19 protein-coding genes and 1 riboswitch are annotated in these 25,153 nt (G+C 53.4%); of the genes, 4 read left to right on the top strand and 15 right to left on the bottom strand.

Annotated features, from left to right (window positions below; genetic code table 11):
* Nucleotides 1-111: 111 nt before the first annotated feature.
* Both psiE and pgi read right to left on the bottom strand, forming a co-directional pair.
* Entirely contained in the window at nt 112-519 is a 408-nt protein-coding gene (gene psiE / locus ACT3RR_RS07930) for a phosphate-starvation-inducible protein PsiE (protein WP_034793488.1), read from the bottom strand.
* A gap of 151 nt (nt 520-670) precedes the next feature.
* Nucleotides 671-2,317, bottom strand: a complete 1,647-nt coding sequence (gene pgi / locus ACT3RR_RS07925) for a glucose-6-phosphate isomerase (protein WP_353503523.1) — start codon at nt 2,315-2,317, stop codon at nt 671-673.
* A gap of 240 nt (nt 2,318-2,557) precedes the next feature.
* Nucleotides 2,558-2,752, top strand: a riboswitch (Lysine riboswitch).
* A 107-nt stretch (nt 2,753-2,859) separates the two neighbouring features.
* On the opposite strand from pgi, the gene lysC reads away from it, so the two are divergent.
* Entirely contained in the window at nt 2,860-4,248 is a 1,389-nt protein-coding gene (gene lysC / locus ACT3RR_RS07920) for a lysine-sensitive aspartokinase 3 (RefSeq protein WP_353503524.1), read from the top strand.
* Between the two features lie 134 nt (nt 4,249-4,382).
* Nucleotides 4,383-5,324, top strand: a complete 942-nt coding sequence (gene panS / locus ACT3RR_RS07915) for a ketopantoate/pantoate/pantothenate transporter PanS (RefSeq protein ID WP_496200070.1) — start codon at nt 4,383-4,385, stop codon at nt 5,322-5,324.
* Nucleotides 5,325-5,377: 53 nt separating this feature from the next.
* On the opposite strand, the gene ACT3RR_RS07910 is transcribed toward panS, so the two are convergent.
* From ACT3RR_RS07910 to ACT3RR_RS07875, 8 genes are all read right to left on the bottom strand, one after another.
* A complete protein-coding gene (locus ACT3RR_RS07910) occupies nt 5,378-5,863 on the bottom strand; it encodes an ureidoglycolate lyase (RefSeq protein WP_353503526.1) in 486 nt (161 codons plus the stop codon).
* Nucleotides 5,864-6,098: 235 nt separating this feature from the next.
* Nucleotides 6,099-7,754, bottom strand: coding sequence for a Na/Pi cotransporter family protein (locus tag ACT3RR_RS07905; protein ID WP_353503527.1), 1,656 nt, complete (start codon nt 7,752-7,754; stop codon nt 6,099-6,101).
* A 15-nt stretch (nt 7,755-7,769) separates the two neighbouring features.
* Nucleotides 7,770-8,426, bottom strand: a complete 657-nt coding sequence (locus ACT3RR_RS07900; RefSeq protein ID WP_353503528.1) for an HAD family hydrolase — start codon at nt 8,424-8,426, stop codon at nt 7,770-7,772.
* Nucleotides 8,423-9,415, bottom strand: coding sequence for an ABC transporter ATP-binding protein (locus ACT3RR_RS07895; RefSeq protein WP_353503529.1), 993 nt, complete (start codon nt 9,413-9,415; stop codon nt 8,423-8,425). Before ACT3RR_RS07895 ends, ACT3RR_RS07900 begins: the two co-directional genes overlap by 4 nt.
* A gap of 2 nt (nt 9,416-9,417) precedes the next feature.
* Nucleotides 9,418-10,203 (bottom strand): ABC transporter permease, encoded by a 786-nt coding sequence (locus ACT3RR_RS07890; RefSeq protein ID WP_353503530.1) that lies wholly within the window; start codon nt 10,201-10,203, stop codon nt 9,418-9,420.
* 29 nt (nt 10,204-10,232) lie between these two features.
* Complete coding sequence (locus ACT3RR_RS07885) at nt 10,233-11,072, bottom strand: ABC transporter permease (protein WP_034793495.1); 840 nt, start codon at nt 11,070-11,072, stop codon at nt 10,233-10,235.
* A 25-nt stretch (nt 11,073-11,097) separates the two neighbouring features.
* Nucleotides 11,098-11,895: an alkaline phosphatase family protein gene (locus ACT3RR_RS07880; RefSeq protein WP_353503531.1), complete on the bottom strand. Its 798-nt coding sequence runs from the start codon at nt 11,893-11,895 to the stop codon at nt 11,098-11,100.
* Nucleotides 11,896-11,956: 61 nt separating this feature from the next.
* Entirely contained in the window at nt 11,957-13,015 is a 1,059-nt protein-coding gene (locus tag ACT3RR_RS07875) for an ABC transporter substrate-binding protein (RefSeq protein ID WP_496200069.1), read from the bottom strand.
* Nucleotides 13,016-13,214: 199 nt separating this feature from the next.
* Between ACT3RR_RS07875 and ACT3RR_RS07870 the strand changes: the two genes are divergently transcribed.
* Nucleotides 13,215-13,925 (top strand): UTRA domain-containing protein, encoded by a 711-nt coding sequence (locus tag ACT3RR_RS07870; RefSeq protein ID WP_396131238.1) that lies wholly within the window; start codon nt 13,215-13,217, stop codon nt 13,923-13,925.
* A 103-nt stretch (nt 13,926-14,028) separates the two neighbouring features.
* On the opposite strand, the gene metH is transcribed toward ACT3RR_RS07870, so the two are convergent.
* Entirely contained in the window at nt 14,029-17,712 is a 3,684-nt protein-coding gene (gene metH, locus ACT3RR_RS07865) for a methionine synthase (RefSeq protein ID WP_496200196.1), read from the bottom strand.
* Between the two features lie 264 nt (nt 17,713-17,976).
* Between metH and iclR the strand changes: the two genes are divergently transcribed.
* Nucleotides 17,977-18,819: a glyoxylate bypass operon transcriptional repressor IclR gene (iclR, locus tag ACT3RR_RS07860; RefSeq protein ID WP_100936367.1), complete on the top strand. Its 843-nt coding sequence runs from the start codon at nt 17,977-17,979 to the stop codon at nt 18,817-18,819.
* An 11-nt stretch (nt 18,820-18,830) separates the two neighbouring features.
* Here the strand turns inward: iclR and aceK are convergent, their stop codons facing one another.
* The 4 genes from aceK to metA form a co-directional block, all read right to left on the bottom strand.
* Complete coding sequence (gene aceK, locus ACT3RR_RS07855) at nt 18,831-20,591, bottom strand: bifunctional isocitrate dehydrogenase kinase/phosphatase (protein WP_496200068.1); 1,761 nt, start codon at nt 20,589-20,591, stop codon at nt 18,831-18,833.
* Nucleotides 20,592-20,647: 56 nt separating this feature from the next.
* Entirely contained in the window at nt 20,648-21,961 is a 1,314-nt protein-coding gene (gene aceA, locus ACT3RR_RS07850; RefSeq protein ID WP_396131236.1) for an isocitrate lyase, read from the bottom strand.
* A gap of 46 nt (nt 21,962-22,007) precedes the next feature.
* Nucleotides 22,008-23,606 carry a malate synthase A gene (gene aceB / locus ACT3RR_RS07845; protein WP_496200067.1) on the bottom strand — a complete coding sequence of 533 codons (1,599 nt, stop codon included), beginning with the start codon at nt 23,604-23,606 and terminating at the stop codon, nt 22,008-22,010.
* 362 nt (nt 23,607-23,968) lie between these two features.
* Nucleotides 23,969-24,898, bottom strand: coding sequence for a homoserine O-acetyltransferase MetA (gene metA, locus ACT3RR_RS07840; protein ID WP_353503538.1), 930 nt, complete (start codon nt 24,896-24,898; stop codon nt 23,969-23,971).
* Nucleotides 24,899-25,153: the final 255 nt, after the last annotated feature.

Genomic DNA, 25,153 nt, shown 5'->3' with positions numbered 1-25,153 from the left:
ATGGACTCCGTAGCAGGGACGCATTACGCGCCCCTATTAATCATCAGCCTCGCATTCTAACGCAGAATGTTCCGGCAGTAATCGACTTGCGGACGAATCCTTTGCTCTCGACTACTCGCGACGCAGCCGCTCGCTGTTAGCCAGGAACAGCGTAACCACCAGCACCAGGATGGCACAGGCGTAGACCAGCGTATCGTACGGACTTTTGTGATCCACAATAATCAGACGAATAATGGCCGTGATGCCGATGTAGATAAAATAGCGCAGCGGGAAGTGATATCCCGAGGAGAAGTACTTCACAATCAAAGCGATAAACTCGAAGTACAGGAAGTAAATGACGATACCTTCAATCAGCAAATAGGAGGAGGATTCGTCATTATTGACGAACAACACCAGCGCCAAATGATAGGTTTCACGGCCAAGGAACAGCGTCAAAATCGCTGCCAGCCCCAATAAAAAGACGTTCATAATTCGTTGCATAATGACGGATATCATCATCGCGCGTTTTGAGCCAGCCATGTGATCTATGTCCCACTTTTGTTAATTGTCCGAGCAGAATACCACAGCGCCAGCCATAGCAAAGCGCGATAAAAAAAGGGCCAGCCACTCATGGCCGACCCTTTTAATTTAATGCAACTTCCGCCAAGAAAATGCGAAAGATGGCTAAATATTAACGCCAGTTTTTGAAGCGATTAATCAGACCATTGGTGGAGCTATCGTGGCCCTTAACTTCTTCATTGCCGCTCAGTTCTGGCAGGATACGGTTTGCCAGCTGTTTGCCCAATTCCACGCCCCATTGGTCGAAGGTGTAGATATTGAGGATTGCGCCCTGAGTGAAGATTTTGTGCTCGTACATCGCGATCAACGCACCCAGGCTGTATGGCGTGATTTCACGTAACAGGATGGAGTTAGTTGGGCGGTTACCTTCAAACACTTTGAATGGCGCAACGTGTTTCACGTCTTCCGGCTTTTTGCCTTGTTCCGCGAACTCTTGCTCTACCACGTCCAGTGATTTACCAAACGCCAGCGCTTCAGTTTGTGCGAAGAAGTTAGACAGCAGCTTAGCGTGGTGGTCGCTCAGCGGGTTATGGCTGATAGCGGGCGCGATGAAGTCACAAGGAACAATTTTGGTCCCCTGATGAATCAGCTGGTAGAAGGCGTGCTGGCCGTTGGTGCCCGGCTCACCCCAGATGATTGGGCCAGTCTGGTAATCCACTGGGTTGCCATTACGGTCAACGTACTTACCGTTGGACTCCATGTTGCCCTGCTGGAAGTAAGCCGCAAAGCGATGCATGTACTGGTCGTATGGCAGGATTGCTTCGGTTTCGGTGCCATAGAAATCGTTGTACCAAATACCAATCAGCGCCAGCAAAATCGGCAGGTTTTTCTCTGCTGGGGTTTCTGCAAAGTGTTTGTCCATAGCGTGTGCGCCGCTGAGCAGTTGTTCGAAGTTTTCGAAACCAACGGACAGGGCAATCGACAGGCCGATAGCAGACCACAGTGAGTAACGACCGCCAACCCAGTCCCAGAACTCGAACATGTTGTCAGTGTCGATACCAAACTCGCTCACCGCTTTGCCATTGGTAGACAGGGCGGCGAAGTGTTTCGCTACGTGCTTGTCATCACCGGCAGTTTTCAAGAACCAGTCACGCGCGCTATGGGCGTTGGTCATGGTTTCTTGCGTGGTGAAGGTTTTTGAAGCGACTAGGAACAGGGTGGTTTCTGGGGAGAGGTCTTTCAGCGCTTCGGCGATGTGGGTGCCGTCAACGTTGGAGACGAAATGCATATTCAGATGGTTTTTGTACGGGCGCAGCGCTTCGGTCACCATGAACGGGCCGAGGTCAGAACCACCGATACCGATGTTGACCACGTCAGTAATGGCTTTACCGGTGTAACCCTTCCACTCGCCGCCAATCACGCGCTCGGTGAAGCCTTTGATTTTCGCCAGCACCGCGTTGACTTCAGGCATGACGTCTTTGCCATCCACCACGATTGGGGTATTGCTGCGGTTACGCAGAGCGACGTGCAGCACGGCGCGGTCTTCAGTACGGTTGATCTTCTCACCGGAGAACATCGATTTGATTGCATCTTGCAGCTGGGTCTCTTTGGCCAGGGCTTGCAGCTTGTCCAACGTCTCGGCGGTAATGCGGTTTTTAGAGAAGTCGACCAGCATTTGGTCTTCGAAGGTCGCGGAGAACTTGGTGAAACGGTCGCCATCTTCAGCAAACAGATGACTAATCTGCACATCTTTCATCGTATCGAAATGCTGCTGCAGCGCTTGCCAGGCAGCGGTTTGAGTTGGATTGATATTTTTCATAGCAATGCTCTTAGGCTGAGAATAAATGTGACGTAACTAACATGATTGTATCCCGTTATACCTGAGATGAGATGCCTTTTCTTGCGATAGGTCATAACTGTCGTTTAACCATGACAGAAAACAATATTAGATGGCAATTGCTCAAAATGTACCGATGTAAGGCTGCTTACCGTTGACAGGGAGGCAATAACCCGTTATTCCTAAGCGCCTAACTCCTATGTGCGCGTTAAATGCGCCATTTGAGCCAGAAGAGGCGCGTCGCCCAGGAAGTGTATCGGAGGAGCCGAAATCCAACGAGGGTACATCAGGGGGTGCGACGCCGAGGTCTAAAGCTTACGGCAAGCTGCGGATCGACCACAGGGGCTGAATCCTCTGGGTTGTCACCGAGATATACCCGTAACAAGGGTATTGGCAAGGTGGGGCGCTTCTGGGTGTATCGTAGCATTTCTACGTCTGCCCCCTCTCCCGCTCTCCCTCTTGTGCCAATTCTTATGGAATTAAGTGGATGTTGAAGGTCCAACGTCCGTGACACGAGGTTTACCATGAATTACGCAGTATCCCGCAACGCGAATCCCCAGCCCTTGGGCAACACCGTTGTCGCCAAATTCGGCGGCACCAGCGTAGCGGATTACGACGCCATGAATCGCAGCGCCGATGTGGTTCTCTCCAACCCAAATGTCCGTCTGGTCGTACTATCAGCCTCGGCGGGGATCACTAACCTGTTGGTTGAACTCGCGCAGGGTAAAGACGCCGAACGCCGGGTATTTCTGCTGGATGAAATTCGCCGGATTCAGTCCGCCATCATCGATCGCCTGAATAAACCTGACGTGATCCGCGAAGAGATTGGCCGCATGCTGGAAAACATTAGCATGCTGTCAGAAGCGACAAGCCTTGCGACCTCGACGGCACTGACCGATGAACTGGTTAGCCACGGCGAACTGATGTCCACCCTGCTGTTTGTGGAAATTCTGCGTGAGCGCAATGTCGCCGCAGAATGGTTCGACGTGCGTAAAGTCATGCGTACCAATGAGCATTTCGGCAAAGCCGAGCCGGATACCGACGCCCTGTCTGAGCTGGCGTTGCAACAACTGCAACCGCGCATTCAGGAAGCCTTAGTGGTAACTCAGGGCTTTATCGGTGCGGAAGCCAAAGGCCGCACCACCACGCTGGGCCGCGGCGGCAGCGACTACACGGCAGCCCTGTTGGGTGAGGCTCTGAGCGTCGCTCGCGTGGATATCTGGACAGACGTGCCGGGCATCTACACCACTGACCCCCGCGTGGTTCCGGCGGCTAAACGCATTGATCGCATTACTTTCGAAGAAGCCGCTGAAATGGCGACCTTCGGCGCGAAAGTCTTACACCCGGCAACGCTGCTTCCAGCGGTGCGTCGCGGTATTCCGGTATTTGTTGGTTCGAGCAAAGACCCGGCTGCGGGCGGCACATTGGTGTGTAACACCACGGTGAATCCGCCGCTGTTCCGCGCGCTGGCCCTGCGCCGCAAACAGACGCTGGTCACTCTGCACAGCCTGAGCATGCTGCATTCACACGGTTTCCTCGCCGAAGTGTTTGGCATTCTGGCGCGCCACAATGTGTCGGTCGACCTGATCACCACCTCCGAAGTCAGCGTGGCCTTAACGCTGGACACCACGGGTTCAACCTCTTCCGGTGCCAGCCTGCTGACCACCTCGCTACTGACCGAGTTGTCTTCACTGTGCCGCGTGGAAGTGGAAGAAAACCTGGCGCTGATTGCCCTGATTGGCAATAAATTGTCTCAGGCAAGCGGCGTTGGCAAAGAGGTGTTTGGGGTGCTCGATCCGTTCAACATCCGCATGATTTGCTACGGCGCAAGCAGCTACAACCTGTGCTTCCTGGTGCCGGGCAACGACGCCGACCAAGTCATTACTACTCTACACCGCAACCTATTCGAATAATCTTCGGCGCGGTGTGCTGATCAGCCGGGCCCTGCGCCCGGCTTTTTTATGCACATCGTTCTGTGCTACAACCAAAACGCTATGGCAAATTTTGACCCACAACATCACATAACTAGAAAACAAGGATCCTCCACATGTTAGCCAAAATAACTCGCCTGTTCCCGCTGTGGGCAGTGCTGCTGTCCGTCGCTGCCTACTACTCTCCCAGCACTTTCACGCCCATCGGGCCGCACGTCACCACCCTCCTGATGCTGATTATGTTTGCTATGGGCGTAACGCTGGAATTCGGCGACTTTAAGCGCGTGCTGTCTCGCCCGGCGCCGGTGGCCGCCGCGACTTTCCTGCACTATCTGATCATGCCTCTGGCGGCGTGGATTCTGGCGAAGCTGTTCCATATGCCCGCAGACCTGTCGGCAGGAATGATTTTGGTGGGAAGCGTGGCCTCGGGCACCGCATCCAACGTGATGATTTATCTGGCGAAAGGTGATGTCGCGCTGTCAGTGACCATTTCCGGCGTCTCGACGCTGATTGGCGTGTTTGCCACCCCGCTGCTCACCCGCCTGTATGTCGATACCCATATCAAAGTGGACGTGGTCGGCATGTTGTTGAGCATCTTGCAGATTGTGGTTATCCCTATTTTCGCCGGTTTAGTTATTCATCACCTGTTTACCAAAACCGTCAAACGCATCGAGCCGCTGCTGCCGGTCTTCTCGATGGTGTGCATCGTCGCCATCATCAGCGCCGTGGTGGCGGGCAGTCAGGGCTTTATCGGCTCGGTCGGTCTGGTGGTTATCGTGGCGGTTATCCTGCATAACGCCATCGGCCTGTTGAGCGGCTACTGGGGCGGCAAGCTGTTTGGCTTTGACGAAACCACCTGCCGCACGCTGGCGATGGAAGTCGGCATGCAGAACTCAGGCCTGGCCGCCACGCTGGGTAAAATCTACTTCACCCCGCTGGCCGCCTTGCCGGGCGCACTGTTCTCGGTTTGGCACAATCTGTCGGGTTCCCTGCTGGCGGGCTACTGGTCCGGAAAACCGGTGGATGACGCGAAGCGCACTCACAAAGTGAGCAAGTAAGAGCGAGCAGCCCGCCGCTAATAGTCAGGCGGGCTGCTGGTCAGTATGAAAAGCTATTCAAAAACTAACGTACAAAGCTCCGGTAACTCCTCCACTAAACAATTGTCCGTACCGCCGCGATCTATGGTCAGGAAGTCAGTCACGGTTTGATAAGCAAACAGCGGGTGATGCCAAACCCCCCGGCGATAGTTCACCCCCTCCGAGCCATTGGTAATAAAGGCTTTCAGCGTTTCGAGCCGCACATGTTCCCCCGCCTCCGCAACAATCACCACAAAAGGTTCCCCCTTCAGCGGCATAAAGGCCTGACTGCCCAGCGGGTGCTTCTCCAGCACGGAAATCTGGATCGGCAGCGGCGCGGGCTGAGAGCGATTAATACTCATCAGTACCGGCTTGCCGTCAATAATTTCAATATCAATCAGGTCGTGATATCGCTCGGTCTGGCCATCATTGATGTGGAAGAAATCATTTCCCTCCACTTTGATAACCTCACCGTAGGGCGAAAACGCTTCGCTTGTGAGCCTGCTGACTTTCAGTTCCATACATTTCCTTTTGCGAGAGGGGGTCCATCCATCGGGACTTTCCACGGGCCAAAACCTGCGCTACACCGCGCGTGAGTGTGCTTAAACATATTATTGGAAATATTTTCCATAACAGCGATCATTCGCACATTTATTGCGCAATAGGATAAAAAGCAGCTTAAGGTTTGAGAGGAAATGCAGGGGGAAGCGGGAAGAAAGCCACGCGAAAGCTAAGCTTCGCGCGGCTTGAAGAGGCTTATTTCATTAGGGTTACGGCGTCATCGGAGTCGCGCTCATCGTCTTCCTGCGCGTCTTTGTCCAGCACGTTATAGGCCACGGCGCAGAACAGCGAGTTAAGACGCTTCATGTCGCCTAGCAGGCCCAAGTGGAGCGAGCTGGTTTCGATGCTCTGCACATTATGCTGATGCAGACGGTCAACGTGCGCGTGGGCGTAGCGGCGGTCCAGCAGGCGGAAGCGATGCTTGGAACGGCGCAGGCGGCGGGCGCTGGTCAAATCATTCGACAGGAACACCGACAGGCTCAGACGGAGGTTATCCACTAGCTTTTCGTGCAGGGAATCCAGTTCGGTCAGCCCTTCCGGCGAGAAGGCCCGGCGCGCCGCATGGGATTTCGCCGCAATGTCCGCCGTCATGCGCTCAATGATGTCGCCAGCCTGTTCGAGGTTCATCGCCATTTCGATGATTTCCGCCCAGCGGCGCGAGTCATCTTCGCCCAAATCCTCTTTGTGGATCTGCGCCAGATAGAGCTTGATGGCGGTGTAAAGCACATCCACGTCATCATCCAAACGGCGCACTTCGCGGTCTTGCGCCAGTTTGCCGTGCATCACTTCATGGTTGAGGATCAGCATATGCTCCACCACGTCGCCCATGCGCAGCGTCTCGCGGGCGGCATTGGCCAGCGCCAGTGCCGGAGTATCCAGCGCGCTGACATCCAAGTGACGCGGGCGCAGGCGCGGATCTTCTTCCGGCGCGTCGGCTATCATCAGTTCGCACACCCGAGCCATTGGGCCAGAAAGCGGCACCATCGCCAGGCAGCGGATCAGGTTGTAGAACATGTGGAAATAGATAACCAACTCTTCGTCCGGAATGCCTAAACGCGCCAGTTGCCCCGAGAGCGGGCCGATAAAAGGCAGCACAATGACGCAGCCAATCAGCTTGAACAGCACGCTGCCGAGCGCCACGCGGCGGCCAGCGGCATTCTGTTTGCTGGCGTTGATCATCGCCAGCAAGCCACTGCCGAGGTTGGCACCAATCACCAGACAGAGCGCGACTTTCAGCGAAATCACCCCGGTCGCCGCCAGCGTGGCTGTGAGCAGCACCGCCGCCAAACTGGAGTAGCTGACAATGGCGAAAACCGCGCCGGTCAGGGCATCAAGAATCACATCGCCGGTTAACGACGAAAACAGCACTTTGACGCCAGACGCCTGGGTGATCGGCGTCGCGGCCGAGACAATCAGCTCCAGCGCCAGCAGGATCAGCCCAAGGCCAATCCCCACGCGGCCCATCTGCCCGGCGCGGGTCTGTTTACGGCTGAGGAAGAAGGAGACGCCGACAAAAATCAGCAGCGGCGAGAGCCACGACAGATCAAAGGTCAGTACGCGCGCCATCAGCGCGGTGCCGACGTCCGCGCCGAGGATAATCACCAGCGCAGGGGAAAGGGCCACCAGCCCCTGTGAAACGAAGGAGGTCACCAGCAATGCCGTGGCATTACTGCTCTGTACCAGCGCGGTAACACCAATCCCCGCCACAAAGGCCAGAGGTTTTTTCTCCACGCTATTGCTGAGAACTCGCCGCAGATTGGCACCAAAAACGCGCATGATGCCAGTACGCACAATGTGCGTACCCCAAACTAAAAGTGAAACAGCAGACAACAAATGCAGAAGAGTTAACACTAAAGAACAGCTCCGTTAACGCCAGGCAAAAACAGGCCATCCTGCCTGCCGGGCGTGTTGGTGCAGGATAGCGTCCGGATTCACCACATTCGGATGACCCACCCTGGTAAGCAGCGGCAAGTCATTATGTGAGTCCGAGTAAAAACTGGCATGTTGCAGCTGGGCAGCATCCTGATTAATCAGCGCCATCAGCCGCGTCACCTTACCTTCGCGGTAGGTCATCACGCCTTGCGTCGTGCCGGTGAAAATCCCATTTTCGATGCCGACACCAATCGCCAATGTTTCGTCAACGCCAAGGAAGCGGGCTATTGGCGCAACTAAATGTTCGCCCGAGGCGGAAATCACCACCGTGCGATCACCGTTCGCACGGTGACGGGCCAAACATTCGCGAGCATCATTGTATACGCGTGGAGCAATCACTTCATGAATATAACGTTGTACCATCTGCGCAACATCTTGCTGGGTGCGACCTTGCAGTGGCTCAAGGGTACAATTCATGTACTCCTGCATATCCATCTGACCCACGGCGTATTGCTGCATCAGGTAGGCGTCGCGTTGCAGGAATGCCTGCTCATTTTCCACCCATCCCTGCTGCACCATAAAGGCTGACCACAGGCTGGAACAGTCGCCGCTAATCAGGGTTTCATCGAGATCAAACAGCGCCAGACTCATGCAACTTCCCGTAACGTAACAAGATCTAACTGTAGACCAATTTCAATGCCATCGGCGAGGAGAGAGGCCACAGAACGGTTCAACACATCCACGGAAAGCTCGACATTGTTCGCCAAAACGCGATAACGCACCACGCTTCCCAACAGGCTATGATTCAAAATTCGGGCTGAAATGCCCTGTTCAGGTGCACATAATACAATCGATTCAGGGCGAATTGCCACCTGACCGCCATACTGCTGGCCGGTCAGCGCCTGCGCCTGTTGCGCAGTCAGTAAGTTATAACTGCCGATAAACCCGGCGGCAAAGGCATTCACCGGCTCGGTATATAGGGTTTCAGCATCGGCGTTTTGCACAATCTGACCTTTGTTCATCAGCACGATTCGGTCGGACATGGTCAGGGCTTCTTCCTGATCGTGGGTGACGAAAATGGCCGTCAGGTTCAATTCGCGCTGAATGCGGCGGATCTGCTCGCGCAGGTGTTTGCGAATACGGGCATCCAGCGCGGAGAGAGGTTCGTCGAGCAGCAGCAGGCGCGGCTGCGTCACCAAAGAGCGCGCCAACGCCACGCGCTGGCACTGGCCGCCCGACAGCTGGTGCGGGTAACGCTTGGCGTAATCGTTCATTTCCACCAGTGCCAGCACGTCACCCACCCGGCGATGAATTTCATTGGCAGACAATTTCTGCATCTTGAGGCCAAAAGCCACGTTGCCTTCGACAGTCATATTTGGGAACAGCGCGTAGCTCTGGAAAACCATGCCGATGCCGCGCTCTTGCGGGCTGAGGGGCACAATGTCCTGTCCCTGCAAAATAATCTGCCCGCTGTCTACCGAGGTCAGCCCCGCGAGGCAGCGCAGCAGCGTGGATTTCCCGCAGCCGCTCGGCCCCAGTAAGGTGACGAATTCGCCCTCTTTCGCACTGAAATCAATGTCGTTGAAAATCTGCGTCTGGCCGTAATGCTTATTGAGTTTAGTGACCTGTAAATATGACATTTTCAGCTCTTTTCCTTGTTCAGCACGTTAGCAATCCAGGTGAAAATCAGGACTACCACGAAATAGGAGATAACCAATGCGCTGGTGAAGTGGCCGCTGCCATTGCGCATGTTGAAAAGATAAACCTGTAGCGTTTCGTAGCGGCTTCCGGCCAACAGGTTGGCGAAGACGAACTCGCCGATTAAGAAGGAGAACGACAGCAGCACGGCGATCATGCCGCCTTTGCGCAGGTTGGGCAGAATAACCAGCAGCGCGGCTTTCCAGGTGCTGGCGCCCAGCAGGTGCGCGGCGTCCATCAGGTCGCGCAGGTTTATCGCCTGCATATTGTTAGATATCGCCCGATAGATGAACGGCAAGGCGATGGTGAAGTAGCAGCCAATCAGGATCCACGGCGTGCCGGTCATGGCAAAAGGCCCGGACGAATAGAGCGACATTAGCCCAACCGAGGAGACTACCGGCGGCACCGCAAACGGCAGCAGAATCAAGATGTTCATTAGCGTATCGAGCTTAGGGAAATAGTAAGCAATTACAAACATCAGCGGCAAGATGAGCACCAGCGATAGCAGCAGCGTGCCAAAACAGATCAGCAGCGAATGCCCTAGCGCTATCAGGAAACGCGGATCGCTCCACAGCGCCACCATCCATTTCAAGGTGAAACCGCTCGGTAAGATGGTCGCGCCCCACTCGCTGACTAAGGCATAAATCAGCGTCGCGGCCAGCGGCAACAGCAGGAGCACCATCAAAATCCAAACAATCAGGCGGTGGTAAGCCCCTTCAATGCGAGACATGGCACCCCTCCCGGCAATCAACCCTATTTTTAGCGCACATTCAGATAGCTCCTGCGCAATAACCATTGATGAATCAGCGTGATAAACACCATTAGCACCACCAGCAACATCGCCAGAGCACTGCCCATATTCGGGTCGAGAGAGATATCACCTGACACCAGCGCGGCAATTCGCACCGGCACCACGTTAAAGTTACCGTTGGTCAGCGCGTACACCGTCGCATAGGCTCCCAGCGCGTTGGCCAGCAGAATGACGAAAGTGCCCATCAGCGCCGGGAACATCACCGGCAAGCCGATATGTCGCCAGTAGCGCCAGCGGCCCGCGCCGAGCAGCGCGGCGGACTCGCGCCAATCTTCACGCAGCGCGTCAAAGGCCGGGTAGAGCAGCAGAACGCCGAGCGGGATTTGGAAATAGGTATAAAGAACAATCAGGCCGTCGCGCGAATAGAGATTGAAGCTCTCCATCAGACCGTATTTCTTCAGCAGCAAAGTCAGGCAGCCGTTCAGACCCAGCAAAATGACAAAGGCAAAGGCTAGCGGCACGCCGGCAAAGTTGCTGGTCATATTGGTAAACGACATGACAAAGTCATGCAGCTTGGTGCGGCCTAGCTGGCGAAGTGAGTAACTGCTCACCAACGCAATCAACAAACCGAACACGCTGGACCAGATTGAGATATCCAGCGAGAAGCGCATGGCCTGCAAGTAGAAAGGCGAGGTCAGGATATCAGAGTAATTGCCAAACCCCCACGCCTCGTAGGTGTCGCTGTAAAAACTGCTGACCGCCACCCAAACCAGCGGGGCCAGCTGAAACGCGATAAAAAACACGGCAAACGGCAACATGAATAACGCAGCTATCCACTTGGCTTTCATCGGCACTCCTCAAGCAGTGACGGGTTTAAGCCAACAAGTCCGCGCAATGCGGTTTGTCGTGGGCAATATTCAATAGCTGGCACACCGTTCCACAGAGTTCAGTTTGCAGCGGCGCGGCATCCTGCAAACTAAAGGCTGAACCGAAGACAAACAGCGGCACCTGACGCTCTTCCGGCAAGATACCGCCGTGGCTGCGGTCGTCATTCATGCCGTGGTCGGCGGTGACAATCACCTGATACCCGGCGGCCAACCAGTCCCCCAAGAAGCGGGAGAGAATGCCGTCAGCGTTGCGCGCCTTGTTGCGATACTGCGGCGTGGAGAGGCCAAACTTGTGGCCCGCGTCGTCGATATTCATCGGGTGAATTAGCAGGAAATCAGGATCATAGCGGCGGCGCAGGCTTTCTGCATCGTCGAAAAGATGGGAGTCTGGATAAGCATCGTCGTAATAAAAATGCCCGTGCTGGATAGTCAGTTTTTCGTCACTGGTGTGGCGGTCACGCGGTGGGTCAAACGGCGTCTGGTTATACAGCTCGCTCACCCAGTGGTAGGCCGCCGCCGCGGTGGTTAAACCGGCGTCACGGGCATAATGGAAAATACTGCGCTGTGTCGAAAGTCTATCAACATGATTGTGCACGATGCCGCTCTCAACCGGCGTCATGCCGGTGAGAATGCACTCGTACAAAGGCCGTGACAATGAAGGTAATTCGCATTCCAGTTGATACAAGCGGCCGCGTCCAGCAGCGCACTGTGCCTGTAAATATCCCATTGCATCACGAGCGACCTGATAATTCAGACCGTCAAGTACCACCAGAATGCTTTTCATTGAATCGTTGCCTTGTTGCTGATGTTTTAAAAAGTTAACCGTTTGAAGTGATGAGCTTTTATTATTGCTGCATGTTGATCATCACGTTCTCTTGCCACAGGCGCGGCAGAGTTTTCGCGCTCTTATCCCAGGCTTCTGAATCAGCAATTGGGTGAGCATTTTTGTATTCGCTGGCAGGTAACAGTTTGGCCTTCACGTCGTCTGGCAGAGTAATTTTGTCTGCACGGATTGGACGCGCATAACCGCGAGCCAGGTTGATTTGGCCAGCATCAGAGAAGATGTATTCGCGCGCCAGTTTTGCGGCATTCGGGTGTTTAGCGAATTTGTTGATGATGGTGGTGTAGCCGGAAGTGATGGTGCCGTCAGAGGGGATCAGCACGTCGAAGCGCGTTTTGTCGATCTGGTCGCGGTAGTTCAGGCCGTTGAAGTCCCACACAATGCCAACCTGCACTTCGCCTTTTTCCAATGACGCGATGCTCGGGTCGCTCAGGCCCAGACGGCCCGCTTTGGCCAATTTGCCGAAGAATTCCAGACCCGGTTTGAGGTTCTTCTCATTACCGCCCATGGCGTAAGTCGCTGCCAGCACGCCGTTGGCGGCCTGAGCGGCGGTACCGACGTCACCGATAGTCACTTTGTAGTTGCCTTTCAGCAGGTCAGCCCAGCTGTGCGGCTCATCTTTCACCTGCGACTTATCGATAATAAAAGCGATGGTGCCAGTGTAAGCGAGTGCCCACATACCATCTTTGTCTTTCGCCCACGCCGGAACATCATTCCAGGTGGTCGGTTTATATGGCTGAGTCACGCCCTTTTGCACTGCAACCGGGCCAAATGCTGCACCCACGTCGCCGATGTCCGCGCTGGCGTTATCTTTTTCAGCAGCGAATTTCGCGATTTCTTGTGCCGAGCTCATATCGGTATCGCTATGCTTCAACCCATATTGGCTGCTCAACGCGGCCCACGTGTCTTTCCAGTTTGCCCAAGAGTCAGGCATCCCGACGCTGTTGACAGTCCCTTCGGCCTGCGCGGCTTTAAGCAGTTCTGCTGGAGGCTCAGCAGCAAAGGCCGATGAAGTGGAAAGAACCAAGGCGCTGGTTAACACTGAAGCGAACAACTGTTTCATAACGGATGCTCCGGATGGTAGTGTGTGAGTGCTGGTCTAGTCCAGCAAGAACCAAGCCAATCTAACGATCAATTGTGATAATTATATTACAGTGCGAAAAACCAGCATTTTTAGGGCGCAGGCTGTTATCGAGCGCACATTAATTCAGCACGAATTCGCCGTGCTGGTGCAAAAACGCACTTAAATGAGGCCTGTTGCAATGAGTGAATCGCTTACCACCGTGGCTGCGATCTGTCTGAGACTGAGTGAAAACATCGCATCTGGCCTATTTGCGGCGGAGGGGCGCCTGCCTTCGGAACGCCAGCTTAGTGAACAATTTGCAACGACCCGCATCACCCTGCGTGAAGCATTGAGCCAGCTTGAAGGTCAGGGTTTGATCTACCGTCAGGTACGGCGGGGTTGGTTTGTTTCTCCGCCGCGGATTGTTTATAACCCGCTACAGCGCAGCCACTTCCACGCCATGGCAAGAGAACAAGGGCGCAGTGCAAAAACAGAAGTGATTGATGCTAAAGAGTTAATTGCCAGTGACGCGGTATGTTCAAAGCTGTCGTTACCGGCGAAAAGCGCGGTATATTGCATTCGTCGCCTGCGCTACATTGATGGCCGCCCGGTGCTGTATGTCGAGCACTACCTCAATCCTAAGTATTTCCCGCAGATTTTAAATGTCGACTTAACCCAGTCGCTGACTGACCTTTATGCATCAAAGTATGGGATGAGCTATGGGCGAGTGCGTTTCGATATGCTCCCCACTCGGCTGCCAGAAGATGCTTCTTCGGCCTTAAAAGTCGCCCCCGGCAGCCCAGCGCTGTTTATCACCCGAACCAACCGCGATCAGCACGACCGGGTGATTGACTGTGACTTGGAGTATTGGCGGTATGACGCATTACATATTGATGTGGAAGTGAATTGATACGGCAACGAAATCCGCCCCAGTGGCTTACACCAGTAAGTGACCAGGACGGATTTCGGCAGCTAACGCAGAGTCAGTTCGAAGGATAACGGGTAAAGGTTAACTAGTCGGCGTCGTAGCCAAGGTTTGGTGCCAGCCAACGCTCGACTTCGGCAATCGGCATATTTTTGCGTGCCGCGTAGTCTTCCACCTGATCGCGCTGTATCTGGGCCACGGCGAAATACTTACTTTCAGGGTGGCTGAAGTACCAGCCTGATACCGCCGCTCCAGGCCACATGGCGAAGGATTCGGTCAGCCGCATGCCGGTGTTAGTTTCCACGTCCAGCAGTTTCCAGATCTCACCTTTCTCGGTGTGCTCAGGGCAAGCCGGATAGCCCGGCGCAGGGCGAATACCTTGGTAGTTTTCACGGATCAGCTCTTCGTTGCTCAGGCTCTCGCTCGGCGCGAACCCCCAATAGACTTTACGTACGCGCTCATGCAGATATTCGGCAAAGGCCTCCGCCAGACGGTCTGCCAGAGCTTTGACCATAATTTTGTTGTAGTCGTCGTGCTGGTTGTCATAGGCCTCGGCCAAGGCATCTTCTTCCAGCCCGCCGGTCACCGCAAAGGCGCCCATATAGTCTTTTTTGCCACTGGATTTCGGTGCCACAAAGTCGGCTAAACAGTAGTTAGCAAAATCGGTTTTCTCCGTTTGCTGACGCAGATGGTGGCTGACCACCAGCACCTCTTGGCGGCGCTCATCGCTATAAATTTCAATATCATCGCCTACGCGGTTAGCCGGGAACAGCCCCACCACGCCACGCGGATTCAGTAACTTCTCGTTCGAGAGCTTATCGAGCAGGTCATTGGCGTCTTTGAATAAGCGTTTGGCTTCTTCGCCCACCACTTCATCTTCCAGAATGCGCGGATATTTACCCGCCAGCGCCCAGGTCATAAAGAAAGGCGTCCAGTCGATGTAGTTTCTCAATGTCTCTATGCTGGCTTCCACCTTCTGCACGCCAAGGCGATGGGCCACCGGTGGGGTATAACTTTCCCAATCGATCACCGTGGCGTTGTCGCGCGCGGTTTCAAGACTGACTGGCGGCGTACGCGGCTTTTTGCGGCCGTGCTGAATACGCACGGTTTCGTATTCTTTACGAGTACGGGCAATAAAATCATCGCGCTGGGTGCTTGAAAGCAGCGCTGAGACTACCCCCACCGAGCGCGAGGCATTCTGTACATAAGTCGTCGGGCCGCTGTAGTTCTGCTCAATTTTCACGGCGGTATGGGCTTTCGAGGTCGTTGCACCGCCAATCAGCAGAGGAATGGTGAAGCCACGGCGCTCCATCTCTTTGGCAACGTTAACCATTTCATCCAGCGATGGGGTGATTAGCCCTGACAGCCCGATGATATCGACATTCTCTTCAATCGCCGTTTTGAGGATTTTATCGGTCGGCACCATCACACCCAAGTCGATGATTTCATAGTTATTACACTGTAAAACCACGCCGACGATATTTTTACCAATGTCATGGACATCGCCCTTCACCGTCGCCAGCAGGATTTTTCCGTTGGTCTGGCCCTTCTCTTTGCTGGCCTCAATATAAGGCTCGAGATAGGCCACCGCCTGTTTCATGACACGGGCAGATTTCACCACTTGTGGCAGGAACATTTTGCCTTCGCCAAACAGGTCCCCGACCACGTTCATGCCGTCCATCAGCGGCCCTTCAATCACCTCTATTGGGCGAGCCGACAGCTGTCGCGCCTCTTCGGTATCGACTTCGATAAATTCTGTAATTCCTTTAACCAGCGAATATTCCAGACGTTTACGCACTTCCCAGCTGCGCCACTCAGCCTGCTGTTTATTGGCTTCGCCATCGTCTTTATTGCCACGATATTTTTCCGCCAGATCCAACAGGCGCTCTGTGCCGTCATCACGACGGTTAAGGATCACATCTTCAACGGCATCGCGTAATTCGGTGGAGAGATCATCGTAGATCGCCAGCTGGCCGGCGTTGACGATCCCCATGTCCATGCCGTTGCGGATGGCGTGATACAGGAATACGGCGTGGATCGCTTCACGCACAGGCTCATTGCCACGAAATGAGAAGGAGACGTTAGACACGCCGCCGGAGATCATCGCGTGAGGCAGCTGTTCTTTGATGTCCGCGCAGGCCTCAATGAAGTCCACAGCGTAGTTGTTATGCTCTTCAATACCCGTCGCCACAGCGAAGATATTCGGGTCGAAAATAATGTCTTCCGGCGGGAAACCCACCTCTTCGGTCAACAGTTTATAGGCGCGGCGACAGATCTCGATTTTGCGCGCGCGAGTATCAGCCTGCCCCACTTCGTCAAATGCCATCACCACCATCGCGGCACCATAGCGACGCACTTTACGCGCATGATTCAGGAAGGCTTCTTCGCCCTCTTTCATCGAAATGGAGTTCACGATGCCTTTGCCCTGAATACACTTCAGCCCCTTTTCGATGACGTCCCACTTGGATGAGTCAATCATGATAGGCACGCGGGCAATGTCAGGCTCACCGGCAATCAGATTCAGAAAACGCACCATGGCGGCTTCGGCATCCAACATGCCTTCGTCCATATTGATATCAATGATCTGCGCGCCGCTTTCCACCTGCTGGAGAGCCACTTCCAGAGCTTCATTATATTTTTCTTCTTTAATAAGACGTTTAAAACGCGCCGAGCCGGTAACGTTAGTCCTCTCCCCGACGTTCACAAACAGGGTTTGAGCATCAATGGTTAACGGCTCCAGCCCAGCCAGACGGCAAGCCACCGGGATCTCCGGCAGTTGGCGTGGCGGCACGCCTTCAACCACTTTAGCTATCGCCGCAATGTGCTCAGGGGTGGTGCCACAGCAACCGCCGACGATATTCAAGAAGCCAGAGCGCGCCCATTCGCCAATATGCTCCGCCATCTCTTTTGCGCCAAGATCGTATTCACCAAAAGCATTTGGCAAACCGGCGTTGGGGTGAGCTGTGACATAACATTCTGAAATCCGGGACAGCTCGGCCACGTATTGGCGCAACTCGTCAGGGCCAAGGGCGCAGTTCAGGCCAAAGGTTAGCGGTTTAACGTGGCGCAGAGAGTTATAGAAAGCTTCGGTGGTTTGCCCGGAGAGCGTGCGCCCCGAGGCATCGGTGATGGTGCCTGAGATCATAACTGGAAGAATGACGCCCATCGCTTCGAACTCCGTTTCCACGGCGAAGGTAGCGGCTTTGGCATTCAAGGTATCGAACACGGTTTCAATCATGATCAGATCCGCACCGCCTTCGATCAGGGCGCGAGTCGACTCTCGGTAGGCAGCCACCAGCTGATCAAAGGTGACATTACGGAATGCCGGATCGTTAACATCAGGTGAAATTGACGCAGTGCGGTTAGTCGGGCCAAGCACGCCCGCGACGTAACGCGGCTTTTCAGGAGTGCGTGCCGTCCATTCATCGGCACAAATCCTCGCCAGGCGGGCGGCCTCGTAGTTAATTTCGGCTGAAAGTGACTCCATATGGTAGTCAGCCATGGCGATGGTGGTTGAGTTGAAGGTGTTGGTTTCGAGAATGTCAGCGCCAGCCTCAAGATAGGCATAATTAATAGCGGTGATCACCTCTGGTTTGGTCAGCACCAGAAGATCGTTATTCCCTTTGAGATCGCTTTCCCAATTGGCAAAACGCTCGCCGCGATAATCCGCTTCTTCCAGACGATAACTTTGGATCATCGTCCCCATGCCGCCGTCCAATACCATAATGCGCTGCGCTAACTGGTTGCGTAGTGCCTCAACTTGATTTGTCACTTTCACCTCAATCACCTGTCGCTCACCACCGGCCAAACCCTTAGCAATCGCCGGAAACCATGAAAAGCATCCTAGCATACCTTCCAAGGGCCAAAGCTCAGGACTTGGTGAGACTTTTTCAATTTAGGAATGCATCTCGCAGGGCGAATGCAACACATCGGATGAGCGGAAATGCAGGTTGCGATCCATACTGTAAAAACGAAAATGAATTCCAAAATAACTTTTATTCCTCGCTAATTAGCGCATCTTACAAGGAAAAGGCCCATGGCAACGCCAGTGACCACCTCGGCCAAACGAGTGAAAAAAACCAAAGCCGCTGCCGCCTCGGGCAGCGCCGCCACCGGACAAGTGCAGTCATTAACCCGTGGCCTAAAATTATTAGAATATATCGCGGAAGCTCAGGGCAGCGTGGCGCTCACGGATTTAGCCCAGCAGGCAGGTCTGCCGAACTCAACCACCCACCGGTTGCTAACCACCATGCAACAGCAGGGTTTTGTTCGTCAGGTGGGTGATTTAGGGCTGTGGACTATCGGCTCCCACGCGTTTGTGGTCGGCAGCAGCTTCCTGCAAAGCCGTAATTTGCTGGCAATGGTGCATCCAATGCTGCGTCGATTAATGGAGGAATCAGGCGAGACGGTCAATCTGGCCGTGCTGGATCACAGCGACTATCAGGCGATTATTATCGATCAGGTGCAGTGCAACGCGCTGATGAGAATGTCGGCGCCTATCGGTGGCAAACTGCCGATGCACGCCTCGGGAGCGGGGAAAGCTTTCCTCTCCACCTTGCCTGAAGACAGGCTGGTGAAGCTGCTGCATAAAATCGGACTGCACAGCTATACGCCGCTGACTCGCACCTCTCCTGCCAACTTAAAACAGGAGTTGGCGGACACCCGTAAACGAGGCTATGCCTTTGATGATGAAGAACATGCGCTGGGGCTGCGTTGTGTGGCGACCTGCATTTACGACGAGCATAACGACGCCTATGCGGCTATTTCGATTTCAGGGCCGATATCGCGTATTACTGATGACCGCGTGACGGAGCTGGGCGCGCTGGTGATTCACGCAGCCAAAGAGATCACTCAGGCTTATGGCGGCGGGAAGCATTAATTCTTATCGGGCTATGGCAGGGAAGTGATAGCCGGCATCTCAGCCAAGGCTTTTTCATCTCGGCGTTGACTAAAGCGTTGTTGGCGGCGATAGGCGTAGACGTCGTCAACTTCGCCAGCAAGGATGCGTTGCTGCACTTTCTGCCAATACTCCACGTCAAAAAGGTCGCCATGTAACATCTCAAACAGCGGCTTTATTCTTTTGTCGCTGCACAGGAAATGGCGGAATTCTTCGGGAAACACGTCTTGCGGCGAGGTGCTGTACCAAGGTTCACTGGCTAGCTCATCTTCGGGGTAGCGCGCGGCGGGAATGGCGCGGAAATTAACGTCCGTCATGTAACAGATTTCATCGTAATCATAAAACACCACCCGACCGTGCCGGGTGACGCCGAAGTTTTTAAACAGCATATCGCCAGGGAAGATATTCGCCGCGGCCAGCTGCTTAATGGCGTTGCCATACTCTTCAATTACATCGTGCAATTGCGGGTCAGTGGCAGTTTCGAGGTAGATATTCAGCGGCGTCATGCGCCGTTCAATATACAAATGGCGTATCAGAATGCTGTCGCCAAGATCTTCGATTTTGCTCGGCACCTCGCGCAATAGCTCATCCATTAGTTCAGGACTGATATCTTTCTTGGCTAAGGCGAAATGCTCAAACTCCTGCGTATCCGCCATACGCCCCACGCGATCATGCTCTTTGACCAATTGATAACAGGCTTTCACCTGCGCCTCGGTCACCTCTTTTTGCGGAGCAAAATTATCTTTAATCACTTTGAAAACGCGGTCACTTTCCGCCAAAGTAAAGACCAGCATCACCATGCCTTTGACGCCCGGCGCGATAATAAACGGCTGCTGAGTATTTGCCATAAAGCGCAAATGTTCGCGATAGCATTCGGTTTTGGCATGCTTCTGACAGCCGATGGCGCTATACAGCTCGGCGGTGGTTTTGCCGGGTAAAATTTCACGCAGCCATTCCACCAGCGCGGCGGGCTGAGGGGCATACACCATGAAATAGGAGCGGGCGAACCCAAAGACAATACTGGCATCGTCATTTTTGGTCAGGCAGGTATCAACAAAGAGTTGGCCATTCAGACTTCGGTGAATCGGCAGTAGAAAAGGTAGAGTCTGGCCGGCTATGTGCATTTTGCCAATCAGCCATGCGGCTTTATTGCGATAGAACAGCTCAGTGGCGACATCGATAACAACCGTAGAGAATGTCTGTTGAGAATAGGTTTTCTGCAAACTTGCCAAGATATAATCGACATCCCGCTCTCTCTCTTCCCATTCCAAACGCAAGGGTAAGTCAGCCAGTATCGACAGCAGCATCTGGCGAACATGGCTTTGCGACTCATAGCGGCGAAACAGCGGGCGAGTACCATTACGCAGGTGAGCATCAGGCTGCTCAGTGAACACAAACAGCCTTTCTTCGGTTAAATCGCGGTGTTTGAAAATCCGGCAATAAACTGAATTAAAGAAGCTCTCCGCGATCTCAGCGCGGGGGTATTCCGGTAAGAGCTGGCTGTAAAACTGCTTTACGGTTTTCAGGAAAGAGGCATCGTAGAAATGAGCGCCGGTGATGCATTTAAGCTGAGCCACCACCAGCCCAACGTGATGGTCATAGAGATGAATACGCTGCTTCATTGCCGCCTGTACGGCTTTCCAATCAGCCTGTTCAAATCGCTGCTGGGCGCCAGCAGTCACCTCAAGAAATCGGCCATATTGAGCATCAAAACCCTGCAATATCGTCTGTGCTATCAGCAACTCTATCCGCATAATCTGCTCCCCTGCCGCCATACGTCAGCAGGCCCAGACAAGCCGGGCCGATAAAATCAGGTACCGAACTGTTGTTCTTCGGTCGAGCCGGTGAGCGCCGTGACTGACGAGCGGCCACCCTGAATGATGGTGGTCACCTTGTCGAAATAGCCGGTGCCAACCTCTTGCTGGTGCGAGGCAAAGGTGTAACCGCGATTCACAGCAGCAAATTCTGGCTCCTGAACTTTTTCCACATAGTGTTTCATGCCCTCTCCCTGCGCGTAGGCATGGGCTAAATCGAACATGTTGAACCACATGCTGTGGATGCCCGCCAGCGTGATGAACTGGTACTGGTAGCCCATGTCGGCAAGCCGCTGCTGGAAGCTGGCGATCGTTTTGTCATCCAGATTCTTCTTCCAGTTGAAAGAAGGCGAGCAGTTGTAGGCCAATAACTTGCCGGGGAAACGAGCATGGATAGCATCGGCAAAACGCTGGGCCAGCTCCAAATCTGGGGTGGAAGTCTCACACCAAACAATGTCGGCATAAGGCGCATAGGCCAAGCCACGGCTGATGGCCTGCTCAATCCCCGCGTGGGTGCGGTAGAAGCCTTCAGGCGTGCGTTCACCGGTGATAAATTCGCTGTCGTAAGGGTCGCAATCTGAGGTTAATAAGTCAGCCGCGTCCGCGTCGGTTCGCGCAACCAGCAGCGTAGGTACGCCGAGAACATCGGCCGCTAAACGGGCGGAAACCAGCTTCTGCACGGCTTCTTGAGTCGGCACCAAGACTTTGCCGCCCATGTGGCCGCATTTCTTCACCGCAGCAAGTTGGTCTTCAAAGTGAACGGCCGCCGCACCCGCCTCAATCATCGCTTTCATCAGCTCAAACGCGTTGAGCACGCCGCCAAAACCGGCCTCAGCATCGGCAACAATAGGTAAGAAGTAATCGGTGTAGCCCGCCTGCCCTGGCTCAATATTATTCGCCCACTGGATTTGATCAGCCCGGCGGAAAGTATTGTTAATGCGATTCACCACTTCAGGGACAGAGTTCACCGGATAGAGCGACTGGTCCGGGTACATGCTCGACGCGGTATTGGCGTCAGCCGCGACCTGCCAACCGGAAAGATAAATCGCTTCCAGACCGGCTTTCGCTTGTTGCAACGCCTGCCCGCCGGTCAATGCCCCAAGGCAATTGACATAGCCTTTACGAGACTCGCCGTGCAATAAACCCCACAGGCGTTTCGCGCCATTTTGCGCCAGCGTGCACTCTGGATTCACCGAACCACGCAGGCTTATCACCTCAGCAGCGCTGTACGGGCGGGTGATCCCCTCCCAACGCGGTTGTGACCAATTTTCTTCAAGCTGCTGAATTTGCTGAGTACGTGAGTTTTTCATGGCAAGTTTCCTGTTTTTATTTTATGGGTTGTAGGGGATAAGTGCGTTAAGCGAGCAGGGCATAGCCCGGCAAGGTGAGGAAGTCGACCAGCTCTTCTTGAGTGGTGATGCGCTCCATCAGCGCCGCCGCCTCGCTAAATCGCCCGGCGCTGAAACGCTGCTCACCTAACTCTTGCTGGATGACCTGCATTTCTTCGCAAAGCATTTTGCGGAACAGCGCCTTGGTCACAGGCTGTCCGTCACTCAGGGTTTTGCCATGATGTATCCACTGCCAAATGGAGGTGCGGGAGATCTCGGCAGTCGCGGCATCTTCCATCAGCCCGTAAATCGGCACGCAGCCGTTACCCGAAATCCAAGCTTCAATGTATTGCACGGCAACGCGAATATTGGCGCGCATCCCCTCTTCGGTTCGCTCCCCCGCGCAAGGCTCTAAAAGCTCGCTGGCGGAGATCGGGGCATCTTGGTCACGGGAAATATCCAGCTGGTTTTTGCGTTCGCCCAGTGCCCGGTCAAAAATTGCCATGACCGTGTCGGCCAGGCCCGGATGAGCAATCCAGGTGCCGTCATGACCATTTTTGGCTTCTAACTCTTTGTCACTCTTCACTTTATTCAGCACCCACTCGTTGCGTTGGGTATCTTTGCTGGGAATGAAGGCGGCCATGCCCCCCATAGCAAAGGCACCGCGACGATGACAGGTTTTGATCAACAGCCGTGAATAGGCGCTGAGGAATGGCTGAGTCATGGTGACAGCCTGACGATCGGGCAAAACGCGATCCGGATAATTTTTCAATGTTTTGATATAGCTAAAGATATAGTCCCAGCGCCCGCAGTTAAGCCCCACAATATGACTGCGCAAGTGGTAGAGGATTTCATCCATTTGGAAGACCGCGGGCAGTGTCTCAATCAGCACGGTAGCCTTAATGGTTCCGCGCGGCAGGTCGACGTAATCTTCCGCAAAACTAAAGATGTCGCTCCACCAAGCAGCTTCCTGATAAGACTGGGTTTTAGGCAGGTAAAAGTACGGGCCGCTGCCTTTAGCCAGCAATGCGCGATAGTTATGGAAAAAGTACATGGCAAAATCAAACAAGCCACCGGGGATTGGCTCTCCTTCCCAATGAATGTGTTTTTCTGGCAGATGCAACCCGCGTACGCGGCATACTAATACCGCCGGATCGGGTTTTAACTGATAAATCTTCCCTGCTTCATTGGTGTAGCTGATGGTCCCGTTGACGGCATCGCGCAAATTGATCTGACCTTCGATCACTTTATTCCAGTCAGGAGCTAACGAATCCTCAAAGTCTGCCATGAAGACTTTTACATTAGCATTCAGGGCGTTAATGACCATTTTCCGTTCAACTGGCCCGGTGATCTCCACTCTTCTATCCTGCAAATCGGCGGGAATACCTTTAATCTGCCAAACACCTTCACGAATGGAATTTGTTTCCGAAATGAAATCCGGAAGCTGGCCCTGATCGATTTTGCGCTGCTGCTCAATCCGGCTCTGCAAAAGATGGTGACGGGAGGCGCTAAAGCGCGTCACCAGCTCTGTCAGAAAGTCGATCGCTTTGTCTGTCAGGATTAATGCGTCATTACTGCTTAAATTGCGAGTAAATTGTAAAGGGGCATGGGTTATCTGCTGATTCATCGGCATTCTCCTGACTTATCTCTTATCTTTCAGCCAGGAATAGTAAGGTCCGGCCGGTTAATTTCAGAGGATCTAGGGCTCGGACATCAGGATCATTTGACCTCAACAATCACAACCGAAACGCAGCCTCAGTAAGATCTAAGCGTAATCAGGAAATCTATAAAATCAAAAACGATTTCCATTTTATTTTTATTTTTATTTTTTATTGCCATTAATCATTAGGTTATGAGAGAAAATATTTTCTCTAAAAAGGAATTAACTTTCACAAAAAGGAGGATTGGAATTTAATAGGAAGATAGCTGGAAGAGGAGTGAAGACTAAGAATTGAGGCGAGCAAGACGCTCGCCTATGAAAGCCTGTGACTATTCGAGGGTAGGATTCATCTGGCGAAGATCAAACGGAGTGATCTGGTAAACGTAATAATTCAACCAGTTGGTGAATAACAGATGTCCATGACTGCGCCAGGTCGCCTTTGGCGATAAAGCAGGATTATCCTGCGGGAAGTAGTTAAATGGCATATCAGGAGACAAACCTGCATCTCTGTCTCGCAGGTATTCACCGGCTAACGTGCCCGCATCGTATTCAGGGTGGCCAGTCACAAAAGCCATACGCTTATCTTTGGTCGCAAAGAGATAAGCACCGGCCTCTTCGGATTCGGCTAGGATATCGAGATCGGTGTATTGGCGCAGCTCGTGCGTTGGGAAGTCCGCATAGCGAGAATGCGGCGCTAAAAAGCTCTCATCAAACCCGCGCGTGAGTAAAGCCAGCGGCTGTAAGGTTTGATGATGATAAACGCCAGATAATTTGGTTTCACGCGTCATTTTCGGCGTGCCATAGAGCACATTCAAAGCGGCCTGCACCGCCCAGCACACGAACAGCGTGGAGGTCACATGTTCTTTCGCCCAGTGAACCACTCGTTCAATCTGTGGCCAATAGGCAACATCGCAAAAATCCACCAATCCAAGTGGTGCTCCAGTGACAATCAAACCATCGTAATTCTCGTGCTGAATATCCTCAAAATCGCAGTAGAAATTATTCAGATGCTCAGCAGGCGTGTTTTTGGACTCGCGGCTATCAATGCGCAGAAGCTGAACGTCAATTTGTAGGGGTGAGTTAGAAAGGAGGCGCAAAAATTGATTTTCAGTCTCAATTTTCTTCGGCATTAGGTTCAAGATCAAAACCTTAAGCGGTCGAATCTCCTGAGTTTTTGCACGAGATGAGGTCATAACAAAGACGTTCTCATTTCGTAAAAAATTCACTGCTGGTAATTCATCAGGAACCCGAATTGGCATAGCAACTTCCTCACTGCATCCGTATATACGTTTAGACTTCTAGATGCCCGACAATAGCGGTTTTCACTATTAAAGTCGAGTGAGGTATGTTCAAGGTGAGAAATCTTCAGCTTTAAGTAATATGTTTAGCTAATTTTGTTCTATTAGGATGAGAGGACAGGGAGACTTGCCGTTATTGGGGGGAACTCAAAAGAAAAAGCCTCTTGTCCTACTTTATTATCCAGCAGAGAACCGCCGGAAGGCAAAAAAGCAAAA

The sequence above is a fragment of the Ewingella sp. AOP8-B2-18 genome (genome assembly GCF_052376015.1).
Lineage (GTDB): Bacteria > Pseudomonadota > Gammaproteobacteria > Enterobacterales > Enterobacteriaceae > Ewingella > Ewingella allii.
Note: the sequence above shows the minus strand (reverse complement) of the source record. Positions and strands in the feature narration are given on the sequence as shown.

What these genes read in the sequence shown, in the direction of transcription:
- psiE (WP_034793488.1), bottom strand. Translation starts at nt 519, where the DNA reads ATGGCTGGCTCAAAACGCGCGATGATGATATCCGTCATTATGCAACGA.
- pgi (WP_353503523.1), bottom strand. Translation starts at nt 2,317, where the DNA reads ATGAAAAATATCAATCCAACTCAAACCGCTGCCTGGCAAGCGCTGCAG.
- lysC (WP_353503524.1), top strand. Translation starts at nt 2,860, where the DNA reads ATGAATTACGCAGTATCCCGCAACGCGAATCCCCAGCCCTTGGGCAAC.
- panS (WP_496200070.1), top strand. Translation starts at nt 4,383, where the DNA reads ATGTTAGCCAAAATAACTCGCCTGTTCCCGCTGTGGGCAGTGCTGCTG.
- ACT3RR_RS07910 (WP_353503526.1), bottom strand. Translation starts at nt 5,863, where the DNA reads ATGGAACTGAAAGTCAGCAGGCTCACAAGCGAAGCGTTTTCGCCCTAC.
- ACT3RR_RS07900 (WP_353503528.1), bottom strand. Translation starts at nt 8,426, where the DNA reads ATGAGTCTGGCGCTGTTTGATCTCGATGAAACCCTGATTAGCGGCGAC.
- ACT3RR_RS07895 (WP_353503529.1), bottom strand. Translation starts at nt 9,415, where the DNA reads ATGTCATATTTACAGGTCACTAAACTCAATAAGCATTACGGCCAGACG.
- ACT3RR_RS07890 (WP_353503530.1), bottom strand. Translation starts at nt 10,203, where the DNA reads ATGTCTCGCATTGAAGGGGCTTACCACCGCCTGATTGTTTGGATTTTG.
- ACT3RR_RS07885 (WP_034793495.1), bottom strand. Translation starts at nt 11,072, where the DNA reads ATGAAAGCCAAGTGGATAGCTGCGTTATTCATGTTGCCGTTTGCCGTG.
- ACT3RR_RS07880 (WP_353503531.1), bottom strand. Translation starts at nt 11,895, where the DNA reads ATGAAAAGCATTCTGGTGGTACTTGACGGTCTGAATTATCAGGTCGCT.
- ACT3RR_RS07875 (WP_496200069.1), bottom strand. Translation starts at nt 13,015, where the DNA reads ATGAAACAGTTGTTCGCTTCAGTGTTAACCAGCGCCTTGGTTCTTTCC.
- ACT3RR_RS07870 (WP_396131238.1), top strand. Translation starts at nt 13,215, where the DNA reads ATGAGTGAATCGCTTACCACCGTGGCTGCGATCTGTCTGAGACTGAGT.
- iclR (WP_100936367.1), top strand. Translation starts at nt 17,977, where the DNA reads ATGGCAACGCCAGTGACCACCTCGGCCAAACGAGTGAAAAAAACCAAA.
- aceK (WP_496200068.1), bottom strand. Translation starts at nt 20,591, where the DNA reads ATGCGGATAGAGTTGCTGATAGCACAGACGATATTGCAGGGTTTTGAT.
- aceA (WP_396131236.1), bottom strand. Translation starts at nt 21,961, where the DNA reads ATGAAAAACTCACGTACTCAGCAAATTCAGCAGCTTGAAGAAAATTGG.
- aceB (WP_496200067.1), bottom strand. Translation starts at nt 23,606, where the DNA reads ATGAATCAGCAGATAACCCATGCCCCTTTACAATTTACTCGCAATTTA.
- metA (WP_353503538.1), bottom strand. Translation starts at nt 24,898, where the DNA reads ATGCCAATTCGGGTTCCTGATGAATTACCAGCAGTGAATTTTTTACGA.